Origin of the sequence: Microbacterium galbinum (genome assembly GCF_023101185.1) — a bacterium.
Taxonomy (GTDB): domain Bacteria; phylum Actinomycetota; class Actinomycetes; order Actinomycetales; family Microbacteriaceae; genus Microbacterium; species Microbacterium galbinum.
In genome coordinates, this window is the sequence record NZ_CP078077.1 from 2,470,596 (window position 1) to 2,493,169 (window position 22,574).

The window sequence follows — 22,574 nt, forward strand, 5'->3', positions numbered from 1 at the left end:
CGAATGACCCCCGCGGGAGAGCCCCGGCGAACGCAGCCGGGCACCGAAGGAGCAAGCCTCCCCGCCAATCTCTCAGGTACGCGTACCGCGCGGTTCCGGCCACTCTGAAAAGCGATCCCGCCCGTCGGGGGATCCGCCGACGGTGAAAGCCCTGCGTCAGCGCGGGCGAAACTCTCAGGCCCATGACAGAGGGGGAGTTCCGAGGAACGGCGGTGCCGTCGTTCCGCCCGTCTGCATCCGGGAGAACTCCATGTCCGATCCCCGTTACACCCCGCTCCGCGAGCGCCATGAGGCGCTCGGCGCGTCGTTCACCGATTTCGGCGGCTGGCAGATGCCGGTGCGCTACACGTCCGACCTCGCCGAGCACCACGCGGTGCGGCAGTCGGCCGGTCTCTTCGACATCTCGCACATGGCGGAGTTCCTCGTCACCGGGCCGTATGCGGGGGAGTTCCTCGACTACGCGCTCGCCGGTCGCATCTCGGCGATGCCCGTCGGCAAGGCGAAGTACTCGCTCGTGCTGGCCGCCGACGGGGGGATCATCGACGACGTCATCGCCTACCGCCTCGCCGACGACCGGTTCCTGGTGATCGCGAACGCCGGCAACCGCGGATTCGTCGACTCCGCCTTCGCCTCGCGCGTGCGTTCGTTCCCGTCGATCATCGAGCGGCAGCAGGAGCGCGCGGAGGGCGAGGAGCGCAGCTTCGCCGGTTTCCTGGGCGACCGGGGCGTCGACGTCGAGGACGTCTCCGATTCCTTCGCCCTGATCGCGGTGCAGGGCCCGGCGGCGCCGGCGATCCTGGCCGACACGGAGGGGATCGACGCGCTCAGCGTGCCGTGGGGCGAGCAGAAGTACTACGCCTGGGCCCAGGCCACGTTCCGCGACGAGCCCCTGCTCATCGCCCGCACCGGCTACACGGGCGAGGACGGCTTCGAACTCCTCGTGCGTGCCGACGATGCCGCGGCGCTGTGGGACTCGCTTCTCGTCGCCGGTGAGCCGCACGGTCTCGTGCCGGCCGGGCTCGCCGCCCGAGACACCCTCCGCCTCGAGGCGGGGATGCCGCTCTACGGGCACGAGCTGACGACCGAGACCAAGCCCGCGCAGGCGGGGCTCGGCCGGGTCGTCGCCGCCGACAAGCCGAGCTTCATCGGCAAGGACGCGGTGGATGCCGCGGCCGACGCCCCCGTGCTCGTGGGGCTCGTCGCCGAGGGCAAGCGCGCCGGCCGGGCCGGCTACGGCGTCGTCGATGCCGACGGTGCCCCGCTCGGCGAGATCACCAGCGGTGCGCTCAGCCCCACCCTCGGCCATCCGATCGCGATGGCCTACGTGACCCCTTCTTCCGCGGAAGAGGGAACCGCAGTATTCCTGGATGTGCGGGGGACGAGGATCCCCGCGACCGTGACCGCTCTGCCTTTCTACCGGAGGACGAAATGACCGATCTCAGCACCCTGCACTACACCGAGGAGCACGAGTGGATCGCCGTGGAGGGCGACACCCTCACCGTCGGCATCACCGACTACGCCGCCGACAAGCTCGGTGACGTGGTCTTCGTCGAACTGCCCGCCGTGGGCACCGAGGTCGCCGCGGGCACCGTCGTCGGCGAGATCGAGTCGACCAAGTCGGTGGGCGAGCTGTACGCGCCCGTGACCGGCACCGTCGTCGAGGTCAACGACGCGGTCGTCGACGATCCCTCGCTCGTCAACGCCGAGCCCTTCGCGGGCGGATGGCTCATCAAGGTCTCCGTCGCGGGCGGAGCGCCCGACGGACTGCTCGACCGCGACGCCTACGTCGCACTCACGGAGGGCTGATCCGCACGTGGTCTCTTTCGCCGATCGTCATATCGGACCCACGGCCGACGCCCAGCGTCGGATGCTCGATGCGCTCGGCATCGGGCCCGACGTCGACCCCGAGGGGCCGCTCGAAGCGCTGATGACCGAGGCGGTGCCGTCGTCGATCTTCACGGCCGCGCCGTCGGAGTCCGCGCTCGCGGACAGCAGCATCCCCGCCGCCGCCAGCGAGACCGAGGCGCTCGCGGAACTGCGCTCCCTCGCCGCGCGCAACACGGTGAACCGGCCGATGATCGGTCTCGGTTACTACGGAACGATCACCCCGCAGGTGATCCAGCGCAACGTGCTCGAGAACCCGTCGTGGTACACGGCCTACACGCCGTACCAGCCCGAGATCTCGCAGGGCCGACTCGAGGCGCTCATCAACTTCCAGACGATGGTCGCCGACCTCACCGGGCTCTCCACCGCCAACGCGTCGATGCTCGACGAGTCCACGGCCGTCGCCGAGGGCATGCTCCTCGCACGCCGCGCGTCGAAGGCCAAGACCGACGTGTTCGCGGTCGACGCCGACGCGCTCCCGCAGACGCGCGCGCTCCTCGAGAACCGGGCGGATGCCGTCGGCATCCGTCTCGTCACGGTGGACTTCGCCGCGGGCGAGCAGCTGCCGGCCGACCTGTTCGGCGTCTTCGTGCAGTACCCCGGTGCCTCCGGTCGCGTGTGGGATCCGTCCGCCGTGATCGATGCGGCGCATCTCGCCGGTGGCCTGGCGGTCGTCGCGGCCGACCTGCTCGCGCTGACCCTTCTCACCTCGCCGGGAGCCCTCGGTGCCGACGTCGCCGTGGGCACGACCCAGCGCTTCGGCGTGCCGATGGGCTTCGGCGGCCCGCACGCCGGGTACATGGCGGTGCGTGCCGGTCTCGAGCGTCAGCTCCCCGGCCGCCTCGTCGGTGTGTCGGTCGATGCCGACGGCAAGCCCGCGTACCGCCTCTCGCTGCAGACGCGCGAGCAGCACATCCGGCGCGAGAAGGCGACCTCGAACATCTGCACCGCTCAGGTGCTGCTCGCGGTCATGGCGTCGATGTACGCGGTCTATCACGGACCCGACGGGCTGACGGCGATCGCCCGGAGCGTCGCCGGCAAGGCCGGGCTGCTGCGCTCCTGGCTCGTCGAGGACGGCGCCGACGTCGTGCACGACGCGTTCTTCGACACGCTGCAGGTGCGCGTGACCGGGCGCGCGGCCGAGTACGTCGAGCAGGCGCACCACGGCTACGGCATCCTGCTGTGTGCGGCGGATGCCGACACCGTGGGCATCTCGGTCGACGAGACCACGACCGTCGATGAACTGCTGCAGGTCGCCCGCGTCTTCGGGGGCCGCGCCGAGCGAGCGTTCGCCTTCGTCGGTGTCGCGAACGCCCTGCCCGAGGGGCTGCTCCGCCGGGAGGAGTTCCTCACGCACCCCGTCTTCCACGCGCACCGCAGCGAGACGGCGATGATGCGCTACCTCAAGAGCCTCGCCGATCGCGACTACGCGCTCGACCGCGGCATGATCCCGCTGGGCTCGTGCACGATGAAGCTCAACGCGGCCACCGAGATGGCGGCGATCACGTGGCCCGAGTTCGCGGGCATCCACCCGTTCGCCCCGGCATCCGACGTCGCCGGCTACCTCGAGCTGATCGATCAGCTCGAGGCCTGGCTGGCCGAGGTCACCGGATACGACGCGGTGTCACTGCAGCCCAACGCCGGCTCGCAGGGCGAACTCGCGGGGCTCCTGGCGATCCGCGGCTACCACCTCGCGAACGGCGACGAGCAGCGCACGGTGTGCCTGATCCCGTCGTCGGCGCACGGAACGAACGCCGCGTCGGCCGTGCTCGCCGGGATGAAGGTCGTCGTCGTCGCGTGCGACGAGCTCGGCAACGTCGACCTCGACGATCTGCGGGCGAAGATCCAGGTGCACGCCGAGGAGCTCTCGGCGCTGATGATCACCTACCCGTCGACCCACGGCGTGTACGAGCACGACGTGGTCGAGATCACCTCCGCCGTGCACGATGCGGGCGGTCAGGTGTACGTCGACGGTGCGAACCTGAACGCGCTGCTCGGTTACGCCCGCTTCGGCGACCTCGGCGGCGACGTCTCGCACCTCAACCTGCACAAGACCTTCGCGATCCCGCACGGCGGCGGCGGACCGGGTGTCGGACCGGTCGCGGCCAAGGCGCATCTCGCTCCCTACCTGCCCTCGCACCCGCTCGCGCAGCGCGCGGAGCACGCGGGAGGTCACGTCTTCGCCGGTGGGGTCGTCTCGGGCGCCCCCTACGGCTCGGCGGGCGTGCTCCCGATCTCGTGGGCGTACGTGCGCATGATGGGCGGCGCGGGCCTGCGGCGCGCGACCGCTGCGGCCGTGCTGTCGGCGAACTACATCGCCGCTCGCCTGGGCGAGCACTACCCGGTGCTCTACACGGGCGAGAACGGTCGGGTCGCGCACGAGTGCATCCTCGACCTGCGACCGCTGAAGGAGGCGACGGGCATCACCGTCGACGATGTCGCGAAGCGTCTGATCGACTACGGCTTCCACGCGCCGACCATGTCGTTCCCGGTCGCGGGCACCCTGATGGTCGAGCCGACCGAGTCGGAGGACCTGGGCGAGATCGAGCGTTTCATCGAGGCGATGATCCAGATCAAGGCCGAGGCGGATGCCGTGGCGGCGGGGCGCTGGCCGGCCGACGACAACCCGCTCGTGCACGCACCGCACACGGCCGTGTCGCTGATCGCGGGGGAGTGGACGCACGCGTACACCCGCGAGGAGGCCGCCTATCCGGTGCACGCGCTGATCACCGGCAAGTACTGGCCTCCGGTGCGGCGCATCGACCAGGCGTACGGCGACCGCAACCTCGTGTGCGCCTGCCCGCCGATCGAGGCGTTCGCCTGATCCGATAACACGCCGACGGCACCGTTTCCTCCCGGAGGCGGTGCCGTCGGAAGTTTTACGGCGTGTTGCCGTGTGTTTCGGCGATGTTTCAGATGGTCACCACTCAGTAACGGTTGATTAGCCGGGCGCGTCGGGCGCCAGATGCCGAGATACTCTGAAATATCCCTACGTGCTCGACGATGAGCGCGCAGTCAGAAGTACACGTCCTAGGAGGACACATAGTGAAGCGCAACAAGATCGCCCTTGCGGGCACCGCGCTGTTCGCGATCGGCGCCCTGGCGCTCGCGGGCTGCGCGAGCGGTGGTGGAAACGACTCCGACGGCGGCAGCGCCGCGGGCGAGGCGAACCCGGACGCCATCATCACCACGAACGGCTCGGAGCCGGAGAACCCGCTGATCCCGACCAACACCAACGAGGTCGGCGGCGGAAAGATCCTCGACGAGATCTTCGCAGGGCTCATCTACTACGACGCCGACGGCGAGCCCGTCAACGACGTCGCCGAGGAGATCACGACCGAGGACCCGCAGCACCTCACGGTCAAGATCAAGGAAGGCCTCACCTTCACCGACGGTGAAGAGGTCACCGCCGACAACTTCATCAAGGCGTGGAACGAGGGCGCGAAGCTCTCCAACGGCCACCTGTCGAGCTACTTCTTCGAGGACATCGAGGGCTTCAGCTACGACGAGGACTCCGAGCTCACGGGCCTGGAGCAGGTCGACGACTACACCTTCACGATCGCGCTGAACAAGCCGGCCTCCGACTTCGCTCTGCGTCTCGGCTACTCGGCGTTCTACCCGCTCCCGGACGTGGCCTTCGAGGACATGGACGCGTTCGGTCAGAACCCGATCGGCAACGGCCCGTACAAGATCGACGGCGACGACGCGTGGCAGCACGACGTGCAGATCGACCTCGTCCGCAACGACGACTACGAAGGCGGCCGCAAGGCAGCCAACGGCGGTCTGACGATCAAGTTCTACGCGACGCAGGAAGCGGCCTACGCCGACCTGCTCTCGAACGAGGTCGACGTCATCGACGCGATCCCGACGAACTCGCTGGCCGTCTTCACCGACGAGCTCGGCGACCGCGCCGTGAACCAGCCCTCGGCCGTGTTCCAGTCGTTCACCATCGGCCAGTTCCTCCCGCACTTCTCGGGCGAAGAGGGCAAGCTGCGTCGTCAGGCGCTCTCGATGGCGATCAACCGCGAAGAGATCACCGAGACCATCTTCTCGGGCTCGCGCACCCCGGCCGCCGACTTCACCTCGCCGGTCATCGCCGGCTGGTCGGACTCGGTCCCCGGTAGCGAGGTTCTCGACTTCAACCCGGAGAAGGCGAAGGAGCTGTGGGCCGAGGCCGACGCCATCTCGCCGTGGGAGGGTGACTTCAAGATCGCGTACAACGCCGACGGCGGGCACGACGCCTGGGTCGACGCGGTGAGCAACCAGATCAAGAACAACCTCGGCATCAGCGCCTCGGGCGACCCGTACCCCACCTTCCAGGACCTTCGCACGAAGATCAACGACCGCACCATCACCACGGCTGCGCGTTCGGGCTGGCAGGCGGACTACCCGGGTCTGTACAACTTCCTCGGACCGCTCTACGCCACGGGCGCCGGTTCCAACGACGGTGACTACTCGAACCCCGCGTTCGACGAGCTCATCTCGGCCGGCATCAGCAACCCCGACTCCGACGCGCAGATCGAGGACTTCACCAAGGCTCAGGAGGTCCTCTTCCAGGACCTGCCCGCCATCCCGCTGTGGTACTCCAACGTGACCGGTGGATTCAGCGAGAACGTCGACAACGTCACGTTCGGCTGGAACTCCGTCCCGCTGTACTACGAGATCACGAAGGCCGGCGAGTAAGATCTAACGGCACTTCACCTGTGAGGCGGTGACGATTTTCGTCACCGCCTCACAGGCTTGTGTTCGCACGGTCTTCTTACTCCCCCCTTCAGAAGGGACAGCGGATGCTCGGTTACATCCTGAGACGTCTCCTGCAGGTGATCCCGGTCTTCTTCGGTGCCACCCTGCTCATCTACTTCCTCGTGTTCGCCATGCCCGGCGACCCGATCCTCGCCCTGTTCGGCGACAAGACCCCCAACCCGGCGGTCGTCGAGCAGCTGCGCGAGCAGTACCACCTGAACGATCCGTTCATCGTGCAGTACTGGTACTACATCACCGGTGTGTTCCAGGGTGACCTCGGCAACACGTTCTCGGGCCGGCCGGTCTCCGCCGTGCTCGCCGCGACGCTCCCGGTCACCGGTCGCCTCGCGGTCATGGCGATCGGAATCGAGTTCACGCTCGCGATCATCATCGGAACGGTCTCGGCGCTGCGCAAGGGCAAGATCTTCGACAACGTGTCGCTCATGGTCGCACTCGTCGCGATCGCGATCCCGATCTTCGTCGTGGCGTTCCTCGCTCAGTACTTCCTCGCGATCAAGCTCGGGTGGTTCAAACCGACCGTCGGCGCCGACAACGACTGGGGCGGTCTCTGGCTCCCCGCCATCGTGCTCGGCTTCAGCCTGTACGCCGTGAGCATGCGCCTGATGAGAAGCTCCGTCATCGACACCCTCAACCAGGACTGGGTGCGCACCGCCTACAGCAAGGGGCTCTCGCGCGGTCGCGTGATCCCCGTGCACGTGCTGCGCAACTCGCTGATCCCCGTGATCACGAACTCCGCCACCAACTTCGGCGTGCTGCTCGTCGGCGCGACCGTCACCGAGGGCATCTTCAACGTGCCCGGCGTCGGAAACACCCTGTTCCAGGCCATCCAGCGCGGTGAGGGACCGACCGTGGTCTCGTTCGTCACCGTGTTCGTCATCCTGTACGTCCTGGTGAACCTGCTCATCGACCTGCTCTACGGTCTGCTCGACCCGAGGATCCGCTATGCCTGACCCCACGACCCAGAAGCACTACGTCGCCCCGGTCGAAACCGAGTCGATCGCGGTAGACGCTGTCCGCATCTCCGAGAAGCCCAGCAACCTGTGGCGCGACGCCTGGAGCGACCTGCGCCGTCGTCCGCTGTTCTGGTTCTCCGTCGTCCTCGGACTCGCGTTCCTGCTGATGGCGGTGTGGCCGACGCTGTTCACCGCCACCGCACCGGACTCCTGCGATCTGGCGAACAGCAACGGCGGCCCGGCTGCCGGGCACCCGCTCGGCTTCACGTTCCAGGGCTGCGACATCTACGCCCGCATCGCCTGGGGTGCGCAGACGTCTCTCGCGGTCGGCCTCATCGCCACCGTGATCTCGTCGTTCCTCGGCCTGATCATGGGCGCACTCGCCGGTTTCTACGGCGGGTGGCTCGACGGTCTGCTGTCGCGCATCGGTGACATCTTCTTCGCGATCCCGTACATCCTCGCGGCCGTCGTCGTCATGACGGTGTTCCGCGACTCGCGTTCGGTCTGGACGCTGGCTCTCGCGATCGGCGGGTTCGCCTGGGCCTCCACGGCCCGTGTCGTGCGAGCAGAAGTGCTGCGCGTGCGTCAGGCGGACTTCGTCGTGGCGTCGCAGGCTCTCGGCCAGTCGAAGTTCAAGATTCTGCTCAACCACGTCATCCCGAACGCGATCGCGCCGCTGCTCGTCGTCTCGACGCTCGGCCTCGCGGCGGCGATCGTGGCCGAGGCCACCCTGTCGTTCCTCGGTGTCGGTCTGGGCAGCGACGTGATGTCGTGGGGTAACGACATCAGTGATGCCCAGGCATCGCTCCGTGTCGCCCCGATGGCGCTCATCTATCCGTCGATCGCGCTGACCCTCGCGGTGCTCGCGTTCGTGACCCTGGGTGAGCTCATCCGAGACGCCCTCGACCCGAAGGCGAGGGCACGCCGATGAGCGAGCGCATCACCGATCAGACGCCCCTGCTGAGCATCCGCGACCTCAAGGTCGCCTTCCGCACCCAGGAGGGTCTGCGCGAAGTGCTCCACGGCATCAGCTTCGACGTCTTCCCGGGCGAGACCGTCGCGATCGTGGGAGAGTCGGGTTCCGGCAAGTCCACGACCGCCACCGCGATCGTCAACCTGCTGCCCGGCACCGGCACGGTCACCGGCGGATCGATCACCCTCGAGGGTCGCGAGCTCACCACTCTGAGCCGCACGGCCATCGAGGGCGTGCGCGGCCGCGACATCGGATTCGTGCCGCAGGACCCGATGTCGAACCTCAACCCGGTGTGGAGCATCGGCTTCCAGGTGAAGGAGGCGATCCGCGCCAACGGCATCGCCCAGGGGCGCCAGGCCGTCAAGGCCCGCGCGATCGAGGTGCTGCAGCAGGCGGGTCTCGCCGACGCCGAACGCCGTCTGCACCAGTTCCCGCACCAGTTCTCGGGTGGCATGCGCCAGCGCGCGCTGATCGGCATCGGCCTCGCGGCCGATCCGAAGCTCCTGATCGCCGACGAGCCGACCTCGGCCCTCGACGTGACGGTGCAGCGCGTGATCCTCGATCACATGGCTTCGCTGACGCGCGACAAGGGCACCTCGGTGCTGCTGATCACGCACGACCTCGGTCTCGCGGCCGAGCGCGCCGACAAGATCATCGTGATGAACGGCGGCAACATCGTCGAGGCGGGCCCCAGCCGGCAGATCCTCGAGGACCCGCAGCACCCGTACACGAAGCGTCTCGTCGCGGCGGCGCCCAGCGTCGCCTCGCAGCGCATCCAGGCGGTCGTGGAGGATCGGGGCATCGAGACCCTCGACGACCTCGCCGACATCCCGCCGACGGTGCGCGTGGCCGGGCTCACGAAGGACTACAAGATCCGTCAGGGCGGCTTCCGCAGCGAGGCCTTCCGCGCGGTCGACGGCGTGTCGTTCGAGATCCCCAAGGGCAAGACGCTGGCGCTGGTCGGGGAGTCCGGCTCGGGCAAGTCCACCGTCGCGAAGATGGTGCTCAAGCTCGAGGAGCCCACTGCGGGAACCATCGAGATCGACGGGCAGGACGTGTCGAAGCTGTCGAACGCGCAGGCGTTCGGTCTGCGCCGCCGCATGCAGCCCGTGTTCCAGGACCCGTACGGCTCGCTCGACCCGCTGCGCAACATCGGCAACACCATCGCCGAGCCGCTGCAGATCCACGGCGTCGGCGATCGTGCCTCGCACCGTGAGCGTGTGGAGGAGCTGCTCGACCAGGTCGCCCTTCCGCGGGCCCTGGCGACGCGCTACCCGAACGAGCTCTCCGGCGGTCAGCGGCAGCGCGTGGCGATCGCCCGTGCCCTCGCGCTCAAGCCCGACATCATCGTGCTCGACGAGGCCGTCTCGGCCCTCGACGTGCTCGTGCAGGACCAGGTGCTGCAGCTCCTGGCCGAACTGCAGTCGGAGCTCGGCCTGACCTACCTGTTCATCACCCACGACCTCGCGGTCGTGCGCGTGTCGAGCGACCTGGTGTGCGTCATGGAGAAGGGCCGGATCGTCGAGCAGGGCACCGTCGACGAGATCTTCGCCAACCCGCAGCAGGAGTACACGGATCGCCTGCTCCAGGCGATCCCCGGCGCGTCCATTCCGCTCGGCGGAAGCGGCGCGTGACCGCTGCCGACAAGCCCGAGGGCGTGCGGATCTTCCGCGCGTCCTCGGGCACGGCCGTGCTCGTGATCTCCGGCGCGCTCGCGCTCTTCCTGCTCGGCGACACGGTCGTGCGGGGCAGCTGGACGCAGATGCTCCTGGTGGCGCCGTGGGTGCTGCTGGGCATGTGGGTCGTGTACGAGCTGAGCTTCGTGTCCATGGTGCGGGTCGACGACGCCGGTGTGGTCGTGCAGAACATGCTCCGGCGCACCTCGTTCGGCTGGGCCCGCGTCCGCGATGTGGACTTCCGCTGGCAGCTCGAGTTCGCCCTCGACGACGACTCGCGCGTCAGCGCCTACGGCGGACCCGCCCGCGCGCGTCCCTCGCGTCGCGATGCGGCAGAGGGCGAAGCATCCAAGGCCCCGGCCGGGATCCGCGATCTCACCGAGATCCGCGACCGCTGGGACGCGGCGACCGCGGCGGATGCCCCGATCCGCCGCGAGTGGGACTCCCGTGCGCTTCTCGCCCTCGGCATCATCGTGCTGTGGGCGATCGGCGCCGTGCTGATCGCGAACGCCGGCTGAACGCGGGCGCGGGTCGCCGGGGCTTCTCGGGCGATCAGCCCGGGAGGCCGAACAGCGTCGGCCACGTCGCCGCCGCCCACGGGTAGCCGACGAACACCGTCGCGTCGATCAGGAAGTGCGCGACGAGGAACGGCAGCAGGCGTCCGGTGCGCAGGAACAGCCAGCCGAACAGCAGCCCCATCGCGAGGTTGCCGATGAAGGCCCCGGGTCCCTGATAGAGGTGGTACGTCGCCCGGAGCAGCGAGGTCGCGATGATGATGGTCCAGGGCGACCATCCGAGCTGCTTGAGCCGGGCGAAGAGATACCCGAGCACGACGAACTCCTCCTGCAACGACGCTCGCGCGGCGGCCAGCAGCAGGATCGGGATCGTCCACCAGTGGGTGTCGAGTCCGCCCGGGTTCACCGCGACGAACAGACCCAGTGCCCGGCCGACGACGTACAGGCCGAGGCCCGGGATGCCGATGGCCAGCACGAGGAGCGCGCCCCGGCCGATGTCGACGCCGACGCGTGTGCCGTCGAGGCCGAGACGGGCGAGGTGCGGTCGACGGTGCTGCCAGAGCAGGAAGCAGACGAGCAGCACCGGTACGAGCGAGAAGCCGATCGACAGCACCTGGTAGATCAGGTCGAAGACCTCGCGGTCGCTGCGTGAGGGATTCAGCGTCGCGGTCTGATCGGCGAGCGGGGTGTCGTCCGTGAGCCGGTAGGCGAGCTGGACGATCGCGTAGATCGCCGACTGGCCGAGACCGAGCGCGAGCACGATCGCGATCTCCCACCACAGCCGCCGCGCCGAGGGCTCGGAGGTCGGGTCCGGGAGCGGTCGGTCTGCGTCTTCGTGCCTCACTTTTCCGATGGTACGGCCTCCGTTCAGCCGGGGGTCCTGCGCGTGCGTTATCCTGGAACGTCGGTTTCCCGACTCCTCCCACTCCTCTTCTTAGGATTCCTGCATGGCTCACGCCCTCCGCTCTGACCTCCGCAACGTCGCCATCGTCGCTCACGTCGACCACGGCAAGACCACTCTTGTCGACGCGATGCTCCGCCAGACCGGCTCGTTCGGTGAGCACTCGCACGTCGAAGAGCGCGCGATGGACTCGAACGACCTCGAGCGCGAGAAGGGCATCACGATCCTCGCCAAGAACACGGCGATCACCTACAAGGGCAAGCACGCCGGCGGCAAGGAGATCACGATCAACGTGATCGACACCCCGGGTCACGCCGACTTCGGTGGCGAGGTCGAGCGCGGCCTGTCGATGGTCGACGGCGTCGTGCTGCTCGTCGACGCGAGCGAGGGCCCGCTCCCGCAGACCCGCTTCGTGCTGCGCAAGGCGCTCGAGGCCAAGCTCCCCGTCATCCTGCTGGTCAACAAGACCGACCGCCCCGACGCCCGCATCGCGGAGGTCGAGGAGGAGGCCCACGACCTGCTGCTGGGTCTGGCGTCCGACCTCGTCGACGACGTGCCCGACCTCGACGTCGACGCACTGCTCGACGTGCCGGTCGTCTACGCGTCCGGTCGTGCCGGTGCGGCGTCGCAGAACCGTCCCGCCGACGGCTCGCTGCCCGACAACGACGACCTCGAGCCGCTCTTCGAGGCGATCCTCGAGCACGTCCCGGCTCCGTCCTACGACGACGAGGCGCCCCTGCAGGCGTGGGTCACGAACCTCGACTCCAGCCCCTTCCTCGGTCGCCTCGCGCTGCTGCGCGTCTTCAACGGCACGCTGAAGAAGGGCCAGACCGTGGCCTGGGTGCGCTCCGACGGCACCACCAGCAACGCCCGCATCACCGAGCTGCTGATGACCCGAGCGCTCGAGCGCTACCCGGCCGAGTCCGCGGGCCCGGGCGACATCGTCGCGATCGCGGGCTTCGAGAACATCACCATCGGCGAGACGATCGCCGACCCCGAGGACGTGCGCCCGCTCCCGGCGATCACGGTCGACGACCCCGCCATCTCGATGACGATCGGCACCAACACCTCGCCGCTGATGGGCAAGGTCAAGGGCCACAAGCTCACGGCGCGCATGGTCAAGGACCGTCTCGACAAGGAGCTCATCGGTAACGTCTCGCTCAAGGTCGTCGACATCGGGCGCCCGGATGCCTGGGAGGTCCAGGGCCGCGGTGAGCTCGCCCTCGCGATCCTCGTCGAGAACATGCGTCGCGAAGGCTTCGAGCTCACGGTCGGAAAGCCGCAGGTGGTCACGAAGAAGATCGACGGCAAGACCTACGAGCCCTTCGAGCACCTCACGATCGACACGCCGGAGGAGCACCTCGGCGCGATCACCCAGCTCCTCGCCAACCGCAAGGGTCGCATGGAGAACATGACCAACCACGGCACCGGTTGGGTGCGCATGGAGTTCATCGTCCCGTCGCGCGGCCTCATCGGCTTCCGCAGCGAGTTCCTCACCACGACCCGCGGCACCGGCATCGCGAACGCGATCTCGCACGGCTACGAGCCCTGGGCCGGATCCATCACGACCCGCCAGAACGGCTCGATCGTCGCCGACCGTCAGGGTGTCGTCACCCCGTTCGCCATGATCGCCCTGCAGGAGCGCATGTCGTTCTTCGTGCAGCCGACCGCCGAGGTCTACGAGGGCATGGTCATCGGCGAGAACTCGCGCGCCGACGACATGGACGTGAACATCACCAAGGAGAAGAAGCTCACCAACATGCGTGCGGCGAGCTCCGACTCGTTCGAGTCGATGACGCCCCCGCGTCAGTTGACGCTCGAGGAGAGCCTCGAGTTCGCGCGTGACGACGAATGCGTCGAGGTCACGCCGGAGGCCGTGCGCATCCGCAAGGTGAACCTCGACGCCAACACGCGTGCGCGCGAGACCGCTCGCCTCAAGCGTCAGGATGCCAACGCCTGAGTCCGAACAGGACCGATAAGAGGGCCTCGCTCCGCAGAAATGCGGCGGCGAGGCCCTTTTTTCATGAAAAGCCCAGGTGGGACTTATATTCCGTCCAGGCTCTGCGGAGGGTTCGTCCAGAAACATGACACAGAATCGATGACTTGCGTCCGATGAGTCGGCTCCCGATGAGCCGCCCTGTCCGCAGGTCCGGGCGCTCGACGACCCGAAAGTCGATTCTTTGCTTCACCTTCAGAACACCCGTGCTTCCCGGCGCGCCCTCGAGGCCGCCACCGCCCACTCCGCCGTCCGCTCTCGTCGGCCGTTGCTGCTCCTCGGCACCGCCGTCGGTGCGATGCTCGGCATCACGCTGACCGCCGGACTCGTCGCGGGCCCGGCCTCCGGCGCCACCGAGACCGATGACGCATCGCCCTCGGCGACCACCGGCACCACCACGACCGTCGAGGCGTCGGACGACGTCGCGGCGACCGCGACCGCCGCGACCGATGCCATTGATGCCGCCGATCAGCTGTCCGCCGAGATCGACGCCGCAGGCTTCGACCTGAGCGGAGTCGTCCCCGCCGTCGAGACCGCGCAGTTGCAGAGCAATGTCGACACCCTCGACGGTCGGAAGGCCGTTCCGGCCATCGAGCTCACTCTCACCACGGTCATCGCCCAGCAGCACACCGAGAAGGTGATCGAGCAGACCGCGGCGCTCCAGTCGGCGTTCACCGCAGCGCAGGAGAAGAAGGCAGCGGACGACGCGGCCGCCGCTGCCGCCGCGCAGGCGCAGGCAGAGGCCGAGGCGGCCGCCGCGGCGCTCGCCTCGTCGAACACCCCCGAGGGGGCCAAGGCGACCGCACGTGTCATGGCGGCCGACCAGTACGGCTGGGGAGAAGACCAGTTCTCCTGCCTGAGTTCGCTGTGGCAGAAGGAGTCGAGCTGGAACTACCAGGCCTACAACCCGAGCGGCGCGACCGGCATCCCGCAGGCGCTCCCCGGCAGCAAGATGGCCTCGGCGGGCAACGACTGGCAGACCAATGCCGCGACCCAGATCGCCTGGGGTCTGGGATACATCTCGTCCGTGTACGGCACCCCGTGCAGCGCGTGGGGGCACTCGCAGGCGATGAACTGGTACTGAGCCCGCAGGCACCCGCGAACGCCCCCGGTAGACACCTTCTACCGGGGGCGTTCGAGCGCTATCGTGGCGAATGACGGCTGGGGCGTCGTCGAACGCGAGGAGAGCCCGTGGACACGGCCGGATGGGACCACGTCCCGCAGCAGGTCTCGACCGGGGCATTGCCCGGGTGGCGAGACGTCGAGCGGCTGGTCGGTGATGCGCACGCGCGCTTCGCCCGGGATTCCGACGGCATAGTCGCCGACTACATCCCCGTGCTCGCCGAGGTCGACCCCGAGCTCTTCGGGCTCGCCGTCATCGAGGTTGGCGGGGGAGTGCACGACGCGGGCGACGCGCAGCATCCGTTCTCGATCCAGTCGATCTCGAAGATGTTCGTCTACGCCCTCGCCATCCAGGAGCACGGGCACGAGCGCGTCCGCGAGATCGTCGGGGTCAACAACACGGGGCTTCCCTTCAACTCGGTGATGGCGCTCGAGCTGAACGCCGGGCATCCCATGAACCCCATGGTCAACGCCGGCGCGATCGCCACCACCGCGCTCATGCCGGGGGAGACGTCCGCCGAGCAGTGGGAGCGCGTCCGTGAGGGTCTGTCGGCGTTCGCAGGCCGCGCTCTCGGACTCGACGGCGTCGTCTACGCCTCCGAGGCGCGTACGAACGACCGCAACCGAGCGCTCGGGCGCCTGCTCACCAGCTATGGACGCCTCGAGGGCGACCCCGACGAGGTCGTCGACGTCTACACCCGCCAGTGCGCTCTCGCGGTGACCGCGCACGATCTGGCGGTCATGGGGGCCACGCTGGCCGACGGCGGCGTCAACCCCATCACCGGGCAGCGGGTGGTGTCGGCCGAGGTGTGCCGTGACACGCTCGCCGTCGTCGCCGCCAGCGGCCTGTACGAGCGCTCGGGTGAATGGCTGTTCGAGATCGGACTCCCGGCCAAGTCCGGTGTCTCCGGGGGCATCGTCGCGGTCGCCCCCGGCAAGGGCGCCGTCGCGGGCTTCTCGCCGCGTCTCGACGAAGCCGGCAACTCCGTGCGCTCGCAGCGCGCGATCGGCTACCTCTCCCGGGCCCTCGGGCTCAACCTGTTCGCGTCCGCACCCGCCGCTGCACCCGCCCCCGAGGAGTCCCGATGACCGAGTCCGCGCCGCAGACCGCGTCCGTCGCCGTGAAGTCGTCCTGGCTTCCCATGATCAGCCTGTTCATGGCGCAGGTGCTGATGTCGTTCAACGTCGCCGCGCTCCCCATCTCGCTGGGTGGGATGGTGAGCGAGTTCGGCGTGCCGCCGACGGTCGCGAGCACCACGATCGTCATGTACGGGTTGGCCGTCGCAGCGCTCGTGATGACCGGTGCGAAGCTCGGTCAGCGCGTCGGATGGGTGCTGATCTTCCGCGTCGTGATCGCGCTGTTCGCGGCATCGTCGGTGCTCATGCTGATCGCCCCGAGCATCGGATGGGCGATCGCGGGTCAGGCGGTGGCCGGTGCCGCGGCGGCGATCATCGTGCCCTCGATCGTCGCGCTCATCGCCGAGAACTACCGCGGCGCCCAGCAGGCGACGGCGATCGGCGCCATCGGTTCGGCGCGGGCGATCTCCGGTGTCACCGCGTTCCTCATCGGCGGCACTCTCGGCACTCTCGTCGGGTGGCGTCCGATGTTCTTCATCGTCCTCGGCATCGCCGTGCTCGTCTTCGCCTTCAGCTTCACGCTGCGCGGAGACCGCGGCGACCCCGGCATCCGCATCGATCTCGTCGCCTCGCTCCTCATCGGCGCGGCGATCGTGCTGCTCACCCTCGGCTTCAACAATCTCAACGGCTGGGGAGCGATCGAGGCGACGGAGGCGGCCCCGTTCGACATCCTGGGGCTCTCCCCGGCACCGCTCTTCATCGTGGCCGGCGTCGTGCTGGGGCAGGGGTTCTTCCTGTGGACGCGTCGGCGGATCGCCGAGGGACGTGTGCCGCTGATCGACCTCAGCATCCTGCGTTCCTCGAAGGAGCGCGCGGCGGTGTACGCCATGTTCATCGTGGTCGCTCTCGAGGCGTGCGTGAACTTCACGATCCCGCTCTACATCCAGATCGTGCAGGGGAGGACTCCCTTCGACACCTCGATCGCGATGATGCCGTTCAACCTCACCGTGTTCATCACCGCGACCCTCGTCGTGCGGTTCTACAAGCGCTACCCGCCGCGTGTGATCGGCGTCTTCGGATTCCTGCTCACGACCGGCGCCCTCGTCTGGCTCTCGTTCGTCGTCAACAACAACTGGGAGACGCTGCCGACGATCCTCGGTCTGGTGGTGTTCGGGATCGGGCAGGGGGCGCTCGTGACCCTCGTCTTCAACGTGCTCGTCACCTCGGCGCCGTCGTCGCTCGCGGGTGACGTGGGATCGCTGCGGGGCACGACCCAGAACCTCGCGTCGGCGGTGGGGACGGCGGTCGCGGGTGCGCTGCTCGTCTCTCTGCTGGGGCTGAGCGTCGGGCGCGCGGTCGTGGAGCATCCGGAGCTGCCGCCGGCGCTCGTCGCGCAGGTCGATCTCGACAGCGTGAACTTCGTGAGCAACGACGACCTGCGCGTGGTGCTCGATCGCACCGACGCGACGCCCGCCCAGGTCGACGCCGCCGTGGCCGTCAACGAGGAGGCCCGTCTGTCGACGCTGCGGCTGGGTCTGCTCGTGCTCGCCGGGATCAGCGCCCTGGCGATCCTCCCGGCCTCCCGACTGCCGCGATACAAGCCGGAGGAGATCCCGGATCCGTCGCCCGTGGCCGCGTCGGACTGATCCTCAGCGCAGCTCGGAGATCAGCACGGCGCTCGTGCTCGGGGCCGTGGCCTCGAACACGTGCGGGGCGTCGCCCGGGTAGGTGAGGTAGTCGCCGGGGTTCAGCAGTGCGGCGGCCCCGGCGGGGCCGACCTTCGCCTGCCCCGAGATCAGCACCACGTGCTCGATGGTCCCGGGGTGGTGCGGATCGGAGCGTCGGGCCTCGCCCGGTTCGGCGGAGATCAGGTACAGGTCGCGCCGTGCGCCGGGCGGGGAAGCGGCCAGCAGGGTGGCGCTGTACGCGGCGGCCGAGGACGGGACGCCGCTGAGATCCTCCCGGCGGATGAGCGTGGGCCCGCTCTGGGGCGGGTCTACGAAGACGGCGAACGGCACGTCGAGTGCGACGCCGAGCGCCCAGAGGGTTTCGACGCTCGGGTTCCCGGCTCCGCTCTCGAGCTGCGACACGGTGGCCTTGGAGACGCCGGCGCGCCGAGCGAGTTCCGAGACCGAGAGGGCTGCGGCTTCACGCTCCCGGCGCAGCGTGCGGGCGATGCGGGTGCGGAGATCCTCCATGCGTTCATGATGTCAAACGATCGTTCGCTTGACTAGTCGTCCTTGAATGTTCAGAATGATGGTCATGTGTTCATTGCAGCGAACGGTCCGCGAGGGGATCGCCCCGTGACCGCCGAGCGCGAGGTCTGGCGCGAGGCCCTCGGCGTCGTGCTGGCGACGAGCGCGTACGGCATCTCGTTCGGTGCCCTCGCCGTCGCGGCCGGGCTCGACGTCTGGCAGACCTGCGTGCTGAGCCTGCTCATGTTCACGGGAGGATCGCAGTTCGCCTTCGTCGGGGTCTTCGCGGCCGGCGGTGTCGCGGCGCTCCCCTCGGCGATCGCCTCGGCCGTCCTCCTCGGCGTGCGCAACGTCGCCTACGGCATGCGCATGTCGCCGGTCATCGGGGGAGGGCCTGCGACCCGTGCGCTGGCCGCCCACTTCACGATCGACGAATCGACGGCGGTGGCGATCGCCCAGAGCGATCCGCGCCTGCGCCGGGTCGGATTCTGGGTCACCGGCATCGGGATCTTCGTCGGCTGGAACATCACCACCCTCATCGGCGCCCTCGTCGGCAACGTGCTCGGCGATCCGAAGGACTGGGGGCTGGATGCCGCGGCGGCGGCCGCCTTCCTGGCGCTGCTGTGGCCGCGCCTGCAGCAACGCCAGGCGATCGCCGTCGGGATCGCCGCCGCCGTCGTCGCCGCGGCGCTCACGCCCTTCCTCCTCCCCGGTCTGCCGGTGCTCGTCGCGGCCGTCGTGGCCGTGATCGTCGGGTGGTTCAACTGGCTGGGGCGCCCGGCATCCGATGGCCGCGCAGCGGATGCCGATGAGAAGGGGGAATCATGACCCTGTGGAGTGCGATCCTGCTGGCGGCTCTCGTCTGCCTGTCGCTGAAGGCCGTCGGATACCTCGTGCCGCCGAAGGTGCTCGAGGCGCCCCGACCCGCGCGTATCTCCGACCTGCTGACCGTCGCCCTGCTCGCGGCGCTCGTCGCGGTGCAGACGCTGGGCGACGGTCAGGCGATCGTCGTCGATGCGCGCCTGCCCGCACTGCTCGTCGCCGCGGGTCTGTTGTGGCTGCGGCAGTCCTTCCTCGTCGTGGTGTTCGCGGCGGCGCTCACCGCTGCCCTCCTGCGTCTGTTCGGACTCGCGGCCTGACCGCGCGTAGGATCGGAGGGTGGGCGTGAGTCGGTTGTCGAGAGTTCTGTCGTGGGTGGCCTCGGCCCTGGTCGGTGGCGTCTACGGTGTCGCCGGCACGATCGCGCACAGCCAGACCTGGGGTCCGATCCCGACCGGCATGATCGTCGGAGCGATCGCGTGCGCGGCGATCCTCATCGCCATCCGCGTGCTCACCCACGACCGCGGCGCCGCCGTCGCGGCCGGCCTCGGGATGGTGGGCATGCTGCTCCTGATCTCCGGCCGGGGCCCCGGCGGATCCGTCGTCGTCGAGAACACGCTCGCGGGACAGATCTGGACGTACCTGATCGCCGCGATCGTTCTCGTCGTCATCGCGTGGCCGTCGTTCCGGTCGGTGCCCGTCGCCACGGAGGCGGAGAAGTAGACTGGAGCGGTGACGTATGTGATCGCCCTCCCGTGTGTCGATGTGAAGGACCGAGCCTGCATCGACGAATGCCCCGTCGACTGCATCTACGAAGGCGAGCGCTCCCTCTACATCCACCCGGACGAGTGCGTCGACTGCGGCGCCTGCGAGCCGGTGTGCCCCGTCGAGGCGATCTACTACGAGGACGACCTGCCCGACGAGTGGCAGGACTACTACAAGGCGAACGTCGAGTTCTTCGACGAGGTCGGCTCGCCCGGAGGCGCGGCCAAGGTCGGCGTCATCGCGCACGACCACCCGATCATCGCGGCCCTGCCGCCCCAGGGCGAGTAGGCCGGCGCCCGTGAGCGTCCGCGACCTCGCCGACTACCCCTGGGACGCCGTCGTTCCCTTCCGCGAGCGGGCGTCTGCGCACGCCGGCGGACTCGTCGACCTCTCCGTCGGATCGCCCGTCGATCCCACGCCCGAGATCATCCGGCGCGCTCTCGCCGAGGCGACGGACGCGCACGCCTATCCGCAGACCGTCGGGACACCGGCACTGCGCGAGGCGATCGTCTCCTGGTACGCGCGTCGTCGCGGGGTCGATGACCTCACCGTCGCGAACGTGCTGCCCACGATCGGCTCGAAGGAGTTCGTGGCGCTCCTCCCGACCCTCCTCGGGCTGGGAGAGGGCGACATCGTCGTGCACCCCGAGATCGCCTACCCGACCTACGACGTCGGAGCACGCGTGGTCGGAGCGACGCCGCTTCCCGCCGATGACCCGGCGGACTGGCCCGAGGGCACCAAGCTGATCTGGATCAACACTCCGGGCAACCCCGACGGTCGCACCTGGACGGTCTCGGAGCTCGCCGCCGCGGTGCGCCGTGCGCGCGAGCTGGATGCCGTCATCGCGAGCGACGAGTGCTACGCGGAACTCGGCTGGGACGGTGCCTGGGCGACCGAGGCGATCCCGTCGATCCTCGATCCGCGGGTGACCGGGGGGTCGCGGGCCAACCTGCTCAGCGTCTACTCGCTGAGCAAGCAGTCGAACCTCGCGGGCTACCGCGCCGCCTTCGTCGCCGGCTGCGCGCGCATCGTCGCCGACCTGCTCACCGCCCGCAAGCACCTGGGCCTCATGCCGCCCGAACCCGTGCAGCACGCCATGGCGGTGGCGCTCGGCGACGACGAGCACGTCGCCGCCCAGAAGGAGCTCTACCGCGAACGGCGGGAGCTGCTGCGTCCCGCCGTGGAGGCCGCCGGCTTCCGTCTCGACGGCTCCGAAGCCGGTCTCTACCTGTGGGTGACCGAGGGGCGTGACGCATGGGAGTCGATGGCTCGCCTCGCCGATCTCGGCATCCTGGCGGGTCCGGGTCCGTTCTACGGAGCAGCCGCCGCCTCGCACGTGCGTCTCGCGCTGACGGCGCCGACGGAGCGCGTCGCGGAGGCCGCTCGACGCCTGCACGCCGCCGCTTCGTAGAGAATCTGTAGGTTTCCCCCTCCCAGCGCCGATCCGTTTGGCGGATGCGACAGTAGGCGTGCGGGCCTACTAGGCTGTAAAGGCGATTCGGTCGTGACCCGACCTGGCGCTGTGCGCCGTGCGATCGCCCGCTCCGATGAGATCAGGTTCCAAGGATGACCGATCTGCTCGGGGCGAGACGAGACAGACTACGGGCAGAAACCCCAAGGAGGTCCGCGTGAGTGCAGCGGCAGACCAGCAGGCCACGGCGAAGCTGACGATCGGTGACACGACCGCCGAGTTCCCCGTGCTGCAGGGCACGGCGGGCCACAACAGCATCGACTTCTCGACGCTGACCCGCCAGACCGGCTACACCGGGCTCGACTACGGGTTCGTCAACACGGCGTCGACGAAGTCCGACATCACCTTCATCGACGGCGACAAGGGCATCCTGCGCTATCGCGGGTACCCGATCGAGCAGCTCGCCGGTCGCACCAGCTACCTCGAGGTCGCCTGGCTGCTCATCTACGGCGAGCTCCCGTCGGAGTCCGAGCTGGCCGAGTTCGACGAGAAGATCCGTCGCCACACGCTACTGCACGAAGACCTCAAGCACTTCTTCTCGGCACTGCCGCACACGGCGCACCCGATGTCGGTGCTGTCCTCGGCCGTCGCCGCGCTCTCGACCTACTACGAGGGCCAGACCGACCCGCACAACCCCGAGCACGTCGAGATCAACACGATCCGCATGCTCGCGAAGCTCCCGGTGATCGCGGCCTACGCGCACAAGAAGAGCGTCGGTCAGGCCTTCCTCTACCCCGACAACTCGCTCGGCTTCGTCGAGAACTTCCTCAAGCTCAACTTCGGCGTCAACTCCGAGCCCTACGAGATCAACCCGGTTATGTCGAAGGCGCTCGAGCTCCTGCTGATCCTGCACGAGGACCACGAGCAGAACGCGTCGACCTCGACCGTGCGACTGGTCGGATCGACCGGGGCGAACCAGTTCGCGTCGGTGTCCGCCGGCATCCAGGCCCTTTCGGGGCCGTTGCACGGCGGGGCCAACGAGGCCGTTCTCACGATGCTCGGCCAGATCCGCGACTCGGGTCAGAGCGTCTCGCGCTTCGTCGAGCGGGTGAAGAACAAGGAAGAGGGCGTGAAGCTGATGGGCTTCGGGCACCGGGTCTACAAGAACTACGACCCGCGCGCCAAGCTCGTCAAGGACGCCGCCGACGAGGTCCTCGCCTCCCTCGGCGTCACCGACCCGCTGCTCGACCTCGCGAAGGAGCTCGAGGAGATCGCTCTCGCCGACGACTACTTCCGCGAGCGTCGTCTGTATCCGAACGTCGATTTCTACACCGGCGTGATCTACAAGGCGATGGGGTTCCCCACGCGCATGTTCACGGTGCTGTTCGCCATCGGCCGTCTGCCCGGCTGGCTTGCGCAGTGGCGCGAGCTGCAGCTCGACCCGCAGACCAAGATCGGTCGCCCGCAGCAGCTGTACACCGGGTCCCCGGAGCGTTCGTACCCGAACCGCTGACACGACGCCG

20 protein-coding genes and 2 riboswitches are annotated in these 22,574 nt (G+C 68.8%); of the genes, 18 read left to right on the forward strand and 2 right to left on the reverse strand.

Annotated features, from left to right (window positions below):
* Nucleotides 1-3 precede the first annotated feature (3 nt).
* Nucleotides 4-98: riboswitch (glycine riboswitch) on the forward strand.
* A 1-nt stretch (nt 99) separates the two neighbouring features.
* Nucleotides 100-196, forward strand: a riboswitch (glycine riboswitch).
* Nucleotides 197-250: 54 nt separating this feature from the next.
* The 8 genes from KV396_RS11975 to KV396_RS12010 all read left to right on the forward strand — a co-directional run bounded on the left by KV396_RS11975 (nt 251) and on the right by KV396_RS12010 (nt 10,768).
* On the forward strand, nt 251-1,432 hold the full coding sequence (locus KV396_RS11975) for a glycine cleavage system aminomethyltransferase GcvT (RefSeq protein ID WP_247955852.1): 1,182 nt from the start codon (nt 251-253) through the stop codon (nt 1,430-1,432).
* Entirely contained in the window at nt 1,429-1,806 is a 378-nt protein-coding gene (gcvH, locus tag KV396_RS11980; RefSeq protein ID WP_247622966.1) for a glycine cleavage system protein GcvH, read from the forward strand. The genes KV396_RS11975 and gcvH overlap by 4 nt, the downstream gene beginning before the upstream one ends.
* 61 nt (nt 1,807-1,867) lie before the next feature.
* Nucleotides 1,868-4,708, forward strand: coding sequence for an aminomethyl-transferring glycine dehydrogenase (gene gcvP / locus KV396_RS11985; protein WP_247957596.1), 2,841 nt, complete (start codon nt 1,868-1,870; stop codon nt 4,706-4,708).
* Nucleotides 4,709-4,929: 221 nt separating this feature from the next.
* Nucleotides 4,930-6,567 carry a peptide ABC transporter substrate-binding protein gene (locus tag KV396_RS11990; RefSeq protein ID WP_247622965.1) on the forward strand — a complete coding sequence of 546 codons (1,638 nt, stop codon included), beginning with the start codon at nt 4,930-4,932 and terminating at the stop codon, nt 6,565-6,567.
* Between the two features lie 104 nt (nt 6,568-6,671).
* Nucleotides 6,672-7,598, forward strand: coding sequence for an ABC transporter permease (locus tag KV396_RS11995; protein ID WP_247622964.1), 927 nt, complete (start codon nt 6,672-6,674; stop codon nt 7,596-7,598).
* Nucleotides 7,591-8,532 (forward strand): ABC transporter permease, encoded by a 942-nt coding sequence (locus KV396_RS12000; protein ID WP_247632579.1) that lies wholly within the window; start codon nt 7,591-7,593, stop codon nt 8,530-8,532. The genes KV396_RS11995 and KV396_RS12000 overlap by 8 nt, the downstream gene beginning before the upstream one ends.
* A complete protein-coding gene (locus tag KV396_RS12005) occupies nt 8,529-10,208 on the forward strand; it encodes a dipeptide ABC transporter ATP-binding protein (RefSeq protein WP_247955853.1) in 1,680 nt (559 codons plus the stop codon). Before KV396_RS12000 ends, KV396_RS12005 begins: the two co-directional genes overlap by 4 nt.
* Complete coding sequence (locus tag KV396_RS12010; RefSeq protein ID WP_247955854.1) at nt 10,205-10,768, forward strand: PH domain-containing protein; 564 nt, start codon at nt 10,205-10,207, stop codon at nt 10,766-10,768. The genes KV396_RS12005 and KV396_RS12010 overlap by 4 nt, the downstream gene beginning before the upstream one ends.
* Nucleotides 10,769-10,802: 34 nt before the next feature.
* On the opposite strand, the gene KV396_RS12015 is transcribed toward KV396_RS12010, so the two are convergent.
* On the reverse strand, nt 10,803-11,609 hold the full coding sequence (locus KV396_RS12015; RefSeq protein ID WP_247955855.1) for a CPBP family intramembrane glutamic endopeptidase: 807 nt from the start codon (nt 11,607-11,609) through the stop codon (nt 10,803-10,805).
* Nucleotides 11,610-11,712: 103 nt separating this feature from the next.
* On the opposite strand from KV396_RS12015, the gene typA reads away from it, so the two are divergent.
* From typA to KV396_RS12035, 4 genes are all read left to right on the forward strand, one after another.
* Nucleotides 11,713-13,626, forward strand: a complete 1,914-nt coding sequence (typA, locus tag KV396_RS12020) for a translational GTPase TypA (protein WP_247622959.1) — start codon at nt 11,713-11,715, stop codon at nt 13,624-13,626.
* Nucleotides 13,627-13,846: 220 nt separating this feature from the next.
* A complete protein-coding gene (locus tag KV396_RS12025) occupies nt 13,847-14,746 on the forward strand; it encodes an aggregation-promoting factor C-terminal-like domain-containing protein (RefSeq protein ID WP_247955856.1) in 900 nt (299 codons plus the stop codon).
* 107 nt (nt 14,747-14,853) lie between these two features.
* Nucleotides 14,854-15,873 (forward strand): glutaminase A, encoded by a 1,020-nt coding sequence (gene glsA, locus KV396_RS12030; protein ID WP_247955857.1) that lies wholly within the window; start codon nt 14,854-14,856, stop codon nt 15,871-15,873.
* Nucleotides 15,870-17,507: an MFS transporter gene (locus KV396_RS12035; RefSeq protein WP_247955858.1), complete on the forward strand. Its 1,638-nt coding sequence runs from the start codon at nt 15,870-15,872 to the stop codon at nt 17,505-17,507. The genes glsA and KV396_RS12035 overlap by 4 nt, the downstream gene beginning before the upstream one ends.
* A 3-nt stretch (nt 17,508-17,510) precedes the next feature.
* Here the strand turns inward: KV396_RS12035 and KV396_RS12040 are convergent, their stop codons facing one another.
* Entirely contained in the window at nt 17,511-18,059 is a 549-nt protein-coding gene (locus KV396_RS12040; protein WP_247632571.1) for a helix-turn-helix domain-containing protein, read from the reverse strand.
* Nucleotides 18,060-18,164: 105 nt separating this feature from the next.
* Between KV396_RS12040 and KV396_RS12045 the strand changes: the two genes are divergently transcribed.
* The 6 genes from KV396_RS12045 (at nt 18,165) to KV396_RS12070 (ending at nt 22,564) form a co-directional block, all read left to right on the forward strand.
* Nucleotides 18,165-18,884 (forward strand): AzlC family ABC transporter permease, encoded by a 720-nt coding sequence (locus KV396_RS12045; protein ID WP_247955859.1) that lies wholly within the window; start codon nt 18,165-18,167, stop codon nt 18,882-18,884.
* On the forward strand, nt 18,881-19,195 hold the full coding sequence (locus KV396_RS12050) for an AzlD domain-containing protein (RefSeq protein ID WP_247955860.1): 315 nt from the start codon (nt 18,881-18,883) through the stop codon (nt 19,193-19,195). Before KV396_RS12045 ends, KV396_RS12050 begins: the two co-directional genes overlap by 4 nt.
* Before the next feature lie 55 nt (nt 19,196-19,250).
* On the forward strand, nt 19,251-19,598 hold the full coding sequence (locus tag KV396_RS12055) for a histidinol dehydrogenase (protein WP_247955861.1): 348 nt from the start codon (nt 19,251-19,253) through the stop codon (nt 19,596-19,598).
* A gap of 9 nt (nt 19,599-19,607) precedes the next feature.
* Nucleotides 19,608-19,928, forward strand: coding sequence for a ferredoxin (fdxA, locus tag KV396_RS12060; protein ID WP_042542002.1), 321 nt, complete (start codon nt 19,608-19,610; stop codon nt 19,926-19,928).
* Nucleotides 19,929-19,938: 10 nt separating this feature from the next.
* Nucleotides 19,939-21,051: a succinyldiaminopimelate transaminase gene (gene dapC, locus KV396_RS12065; protein ID WP_247622951.1), complete on the forward strand. Its 1,113-nt coding sequence runs from the start codon at nt 19,939-19,941 to the stop codon at nt 21,049-21,051.
* A 217-nt stretch (nt 21,052-21,268) separates the two neighbouring features.
* Nucleotides 21,269-22,564, forward strand: coding sequence for a citrate synthase (locus KV396_RS12070; protein ID WP_247622950.1), 1,296 nt, complete (start codon nt 21,269-21,271; stop codon nt 22,562-22,564).
* Nucleotides 22,565-22,574 lie beyond the last annotated feature (10 nt).

What these genes read in the sequence shown, in the direction of transcription:
- KV396_RS11975 (WP_247955852.1), top strand. Translation starts at nt 251, where the DNA reads ATGTCCGATCCCCGTTACACCCCGCTCCGCGAGCGCCATGAGGCGCTC.
- gcvH (WP_247622966.1), top strand. Translation starts at nt 1,429, where the DNA reads ATGACCGATCTCAGCACCCTGCACTACACCGAGGAGCACGAGTGGATC.
- gcvP (WP_247957596.1), top strand. Translation starts at nt 1,868, where the DNA reads ATGCTCGATGCGCTCGGCATCGGGCCCGACGTCGACCCCGAGGGGCCG.
- KV396_RS11995 (WP_247622964.1), top strand. Translation starts at nt 6,672, where the DNA reads ATGCTCGGTTACATCCTGAGACGTCTCCTGCAGGTGATCCCGGTCTTC.
- KV396_RS12000 (WP_247632579.1), top strand. Translation starts at nt 7,591, where the DNA reads ATGCCTGACCCCACGACCCAGAAGCACTACGTCGCCCCGGTCGAAACC.
- KV396_RS12005 (WP_247955853.1), top strand. Translation starts at nt 8,529, where the DNA reads ATGAGCGAGCGCATCACCGATCAGACGCCCCTGCTGAGCATCCGCGAC.
- typA (WP_247622959.1), top strand. Translation starts at nt 11,713, where the DNA reads ATGGCTCACGCCCTCCGCTCTGACCTCCGCAACGTCGCCATCGTCGCT.
- KV396_RS12035 (WP_247955858.1), top strand. Translation starts at nt 15,870, where the DNA reads ATGACCGAGTCCGCGCCGCAGACCGCGTCCGTCGCCGTGAAGTCGTCC.
- KV396_RS12040 (WP_247632571.1), bottom strand. Translation starts at nt 18,059, where the DNA reads ATGGAGGATCTCCGCACCCGCATCGCCCGCACGCTGCGCCGGGAGCGT.
- KV396_RS12050 (WP_247955860.1), top strand. Translation starts at nt 18,881, where the DNA reads ATGACCCTGTGGAGTGCGATCCTGCTGGCGGCTCTCGTCTGCCTGTCG.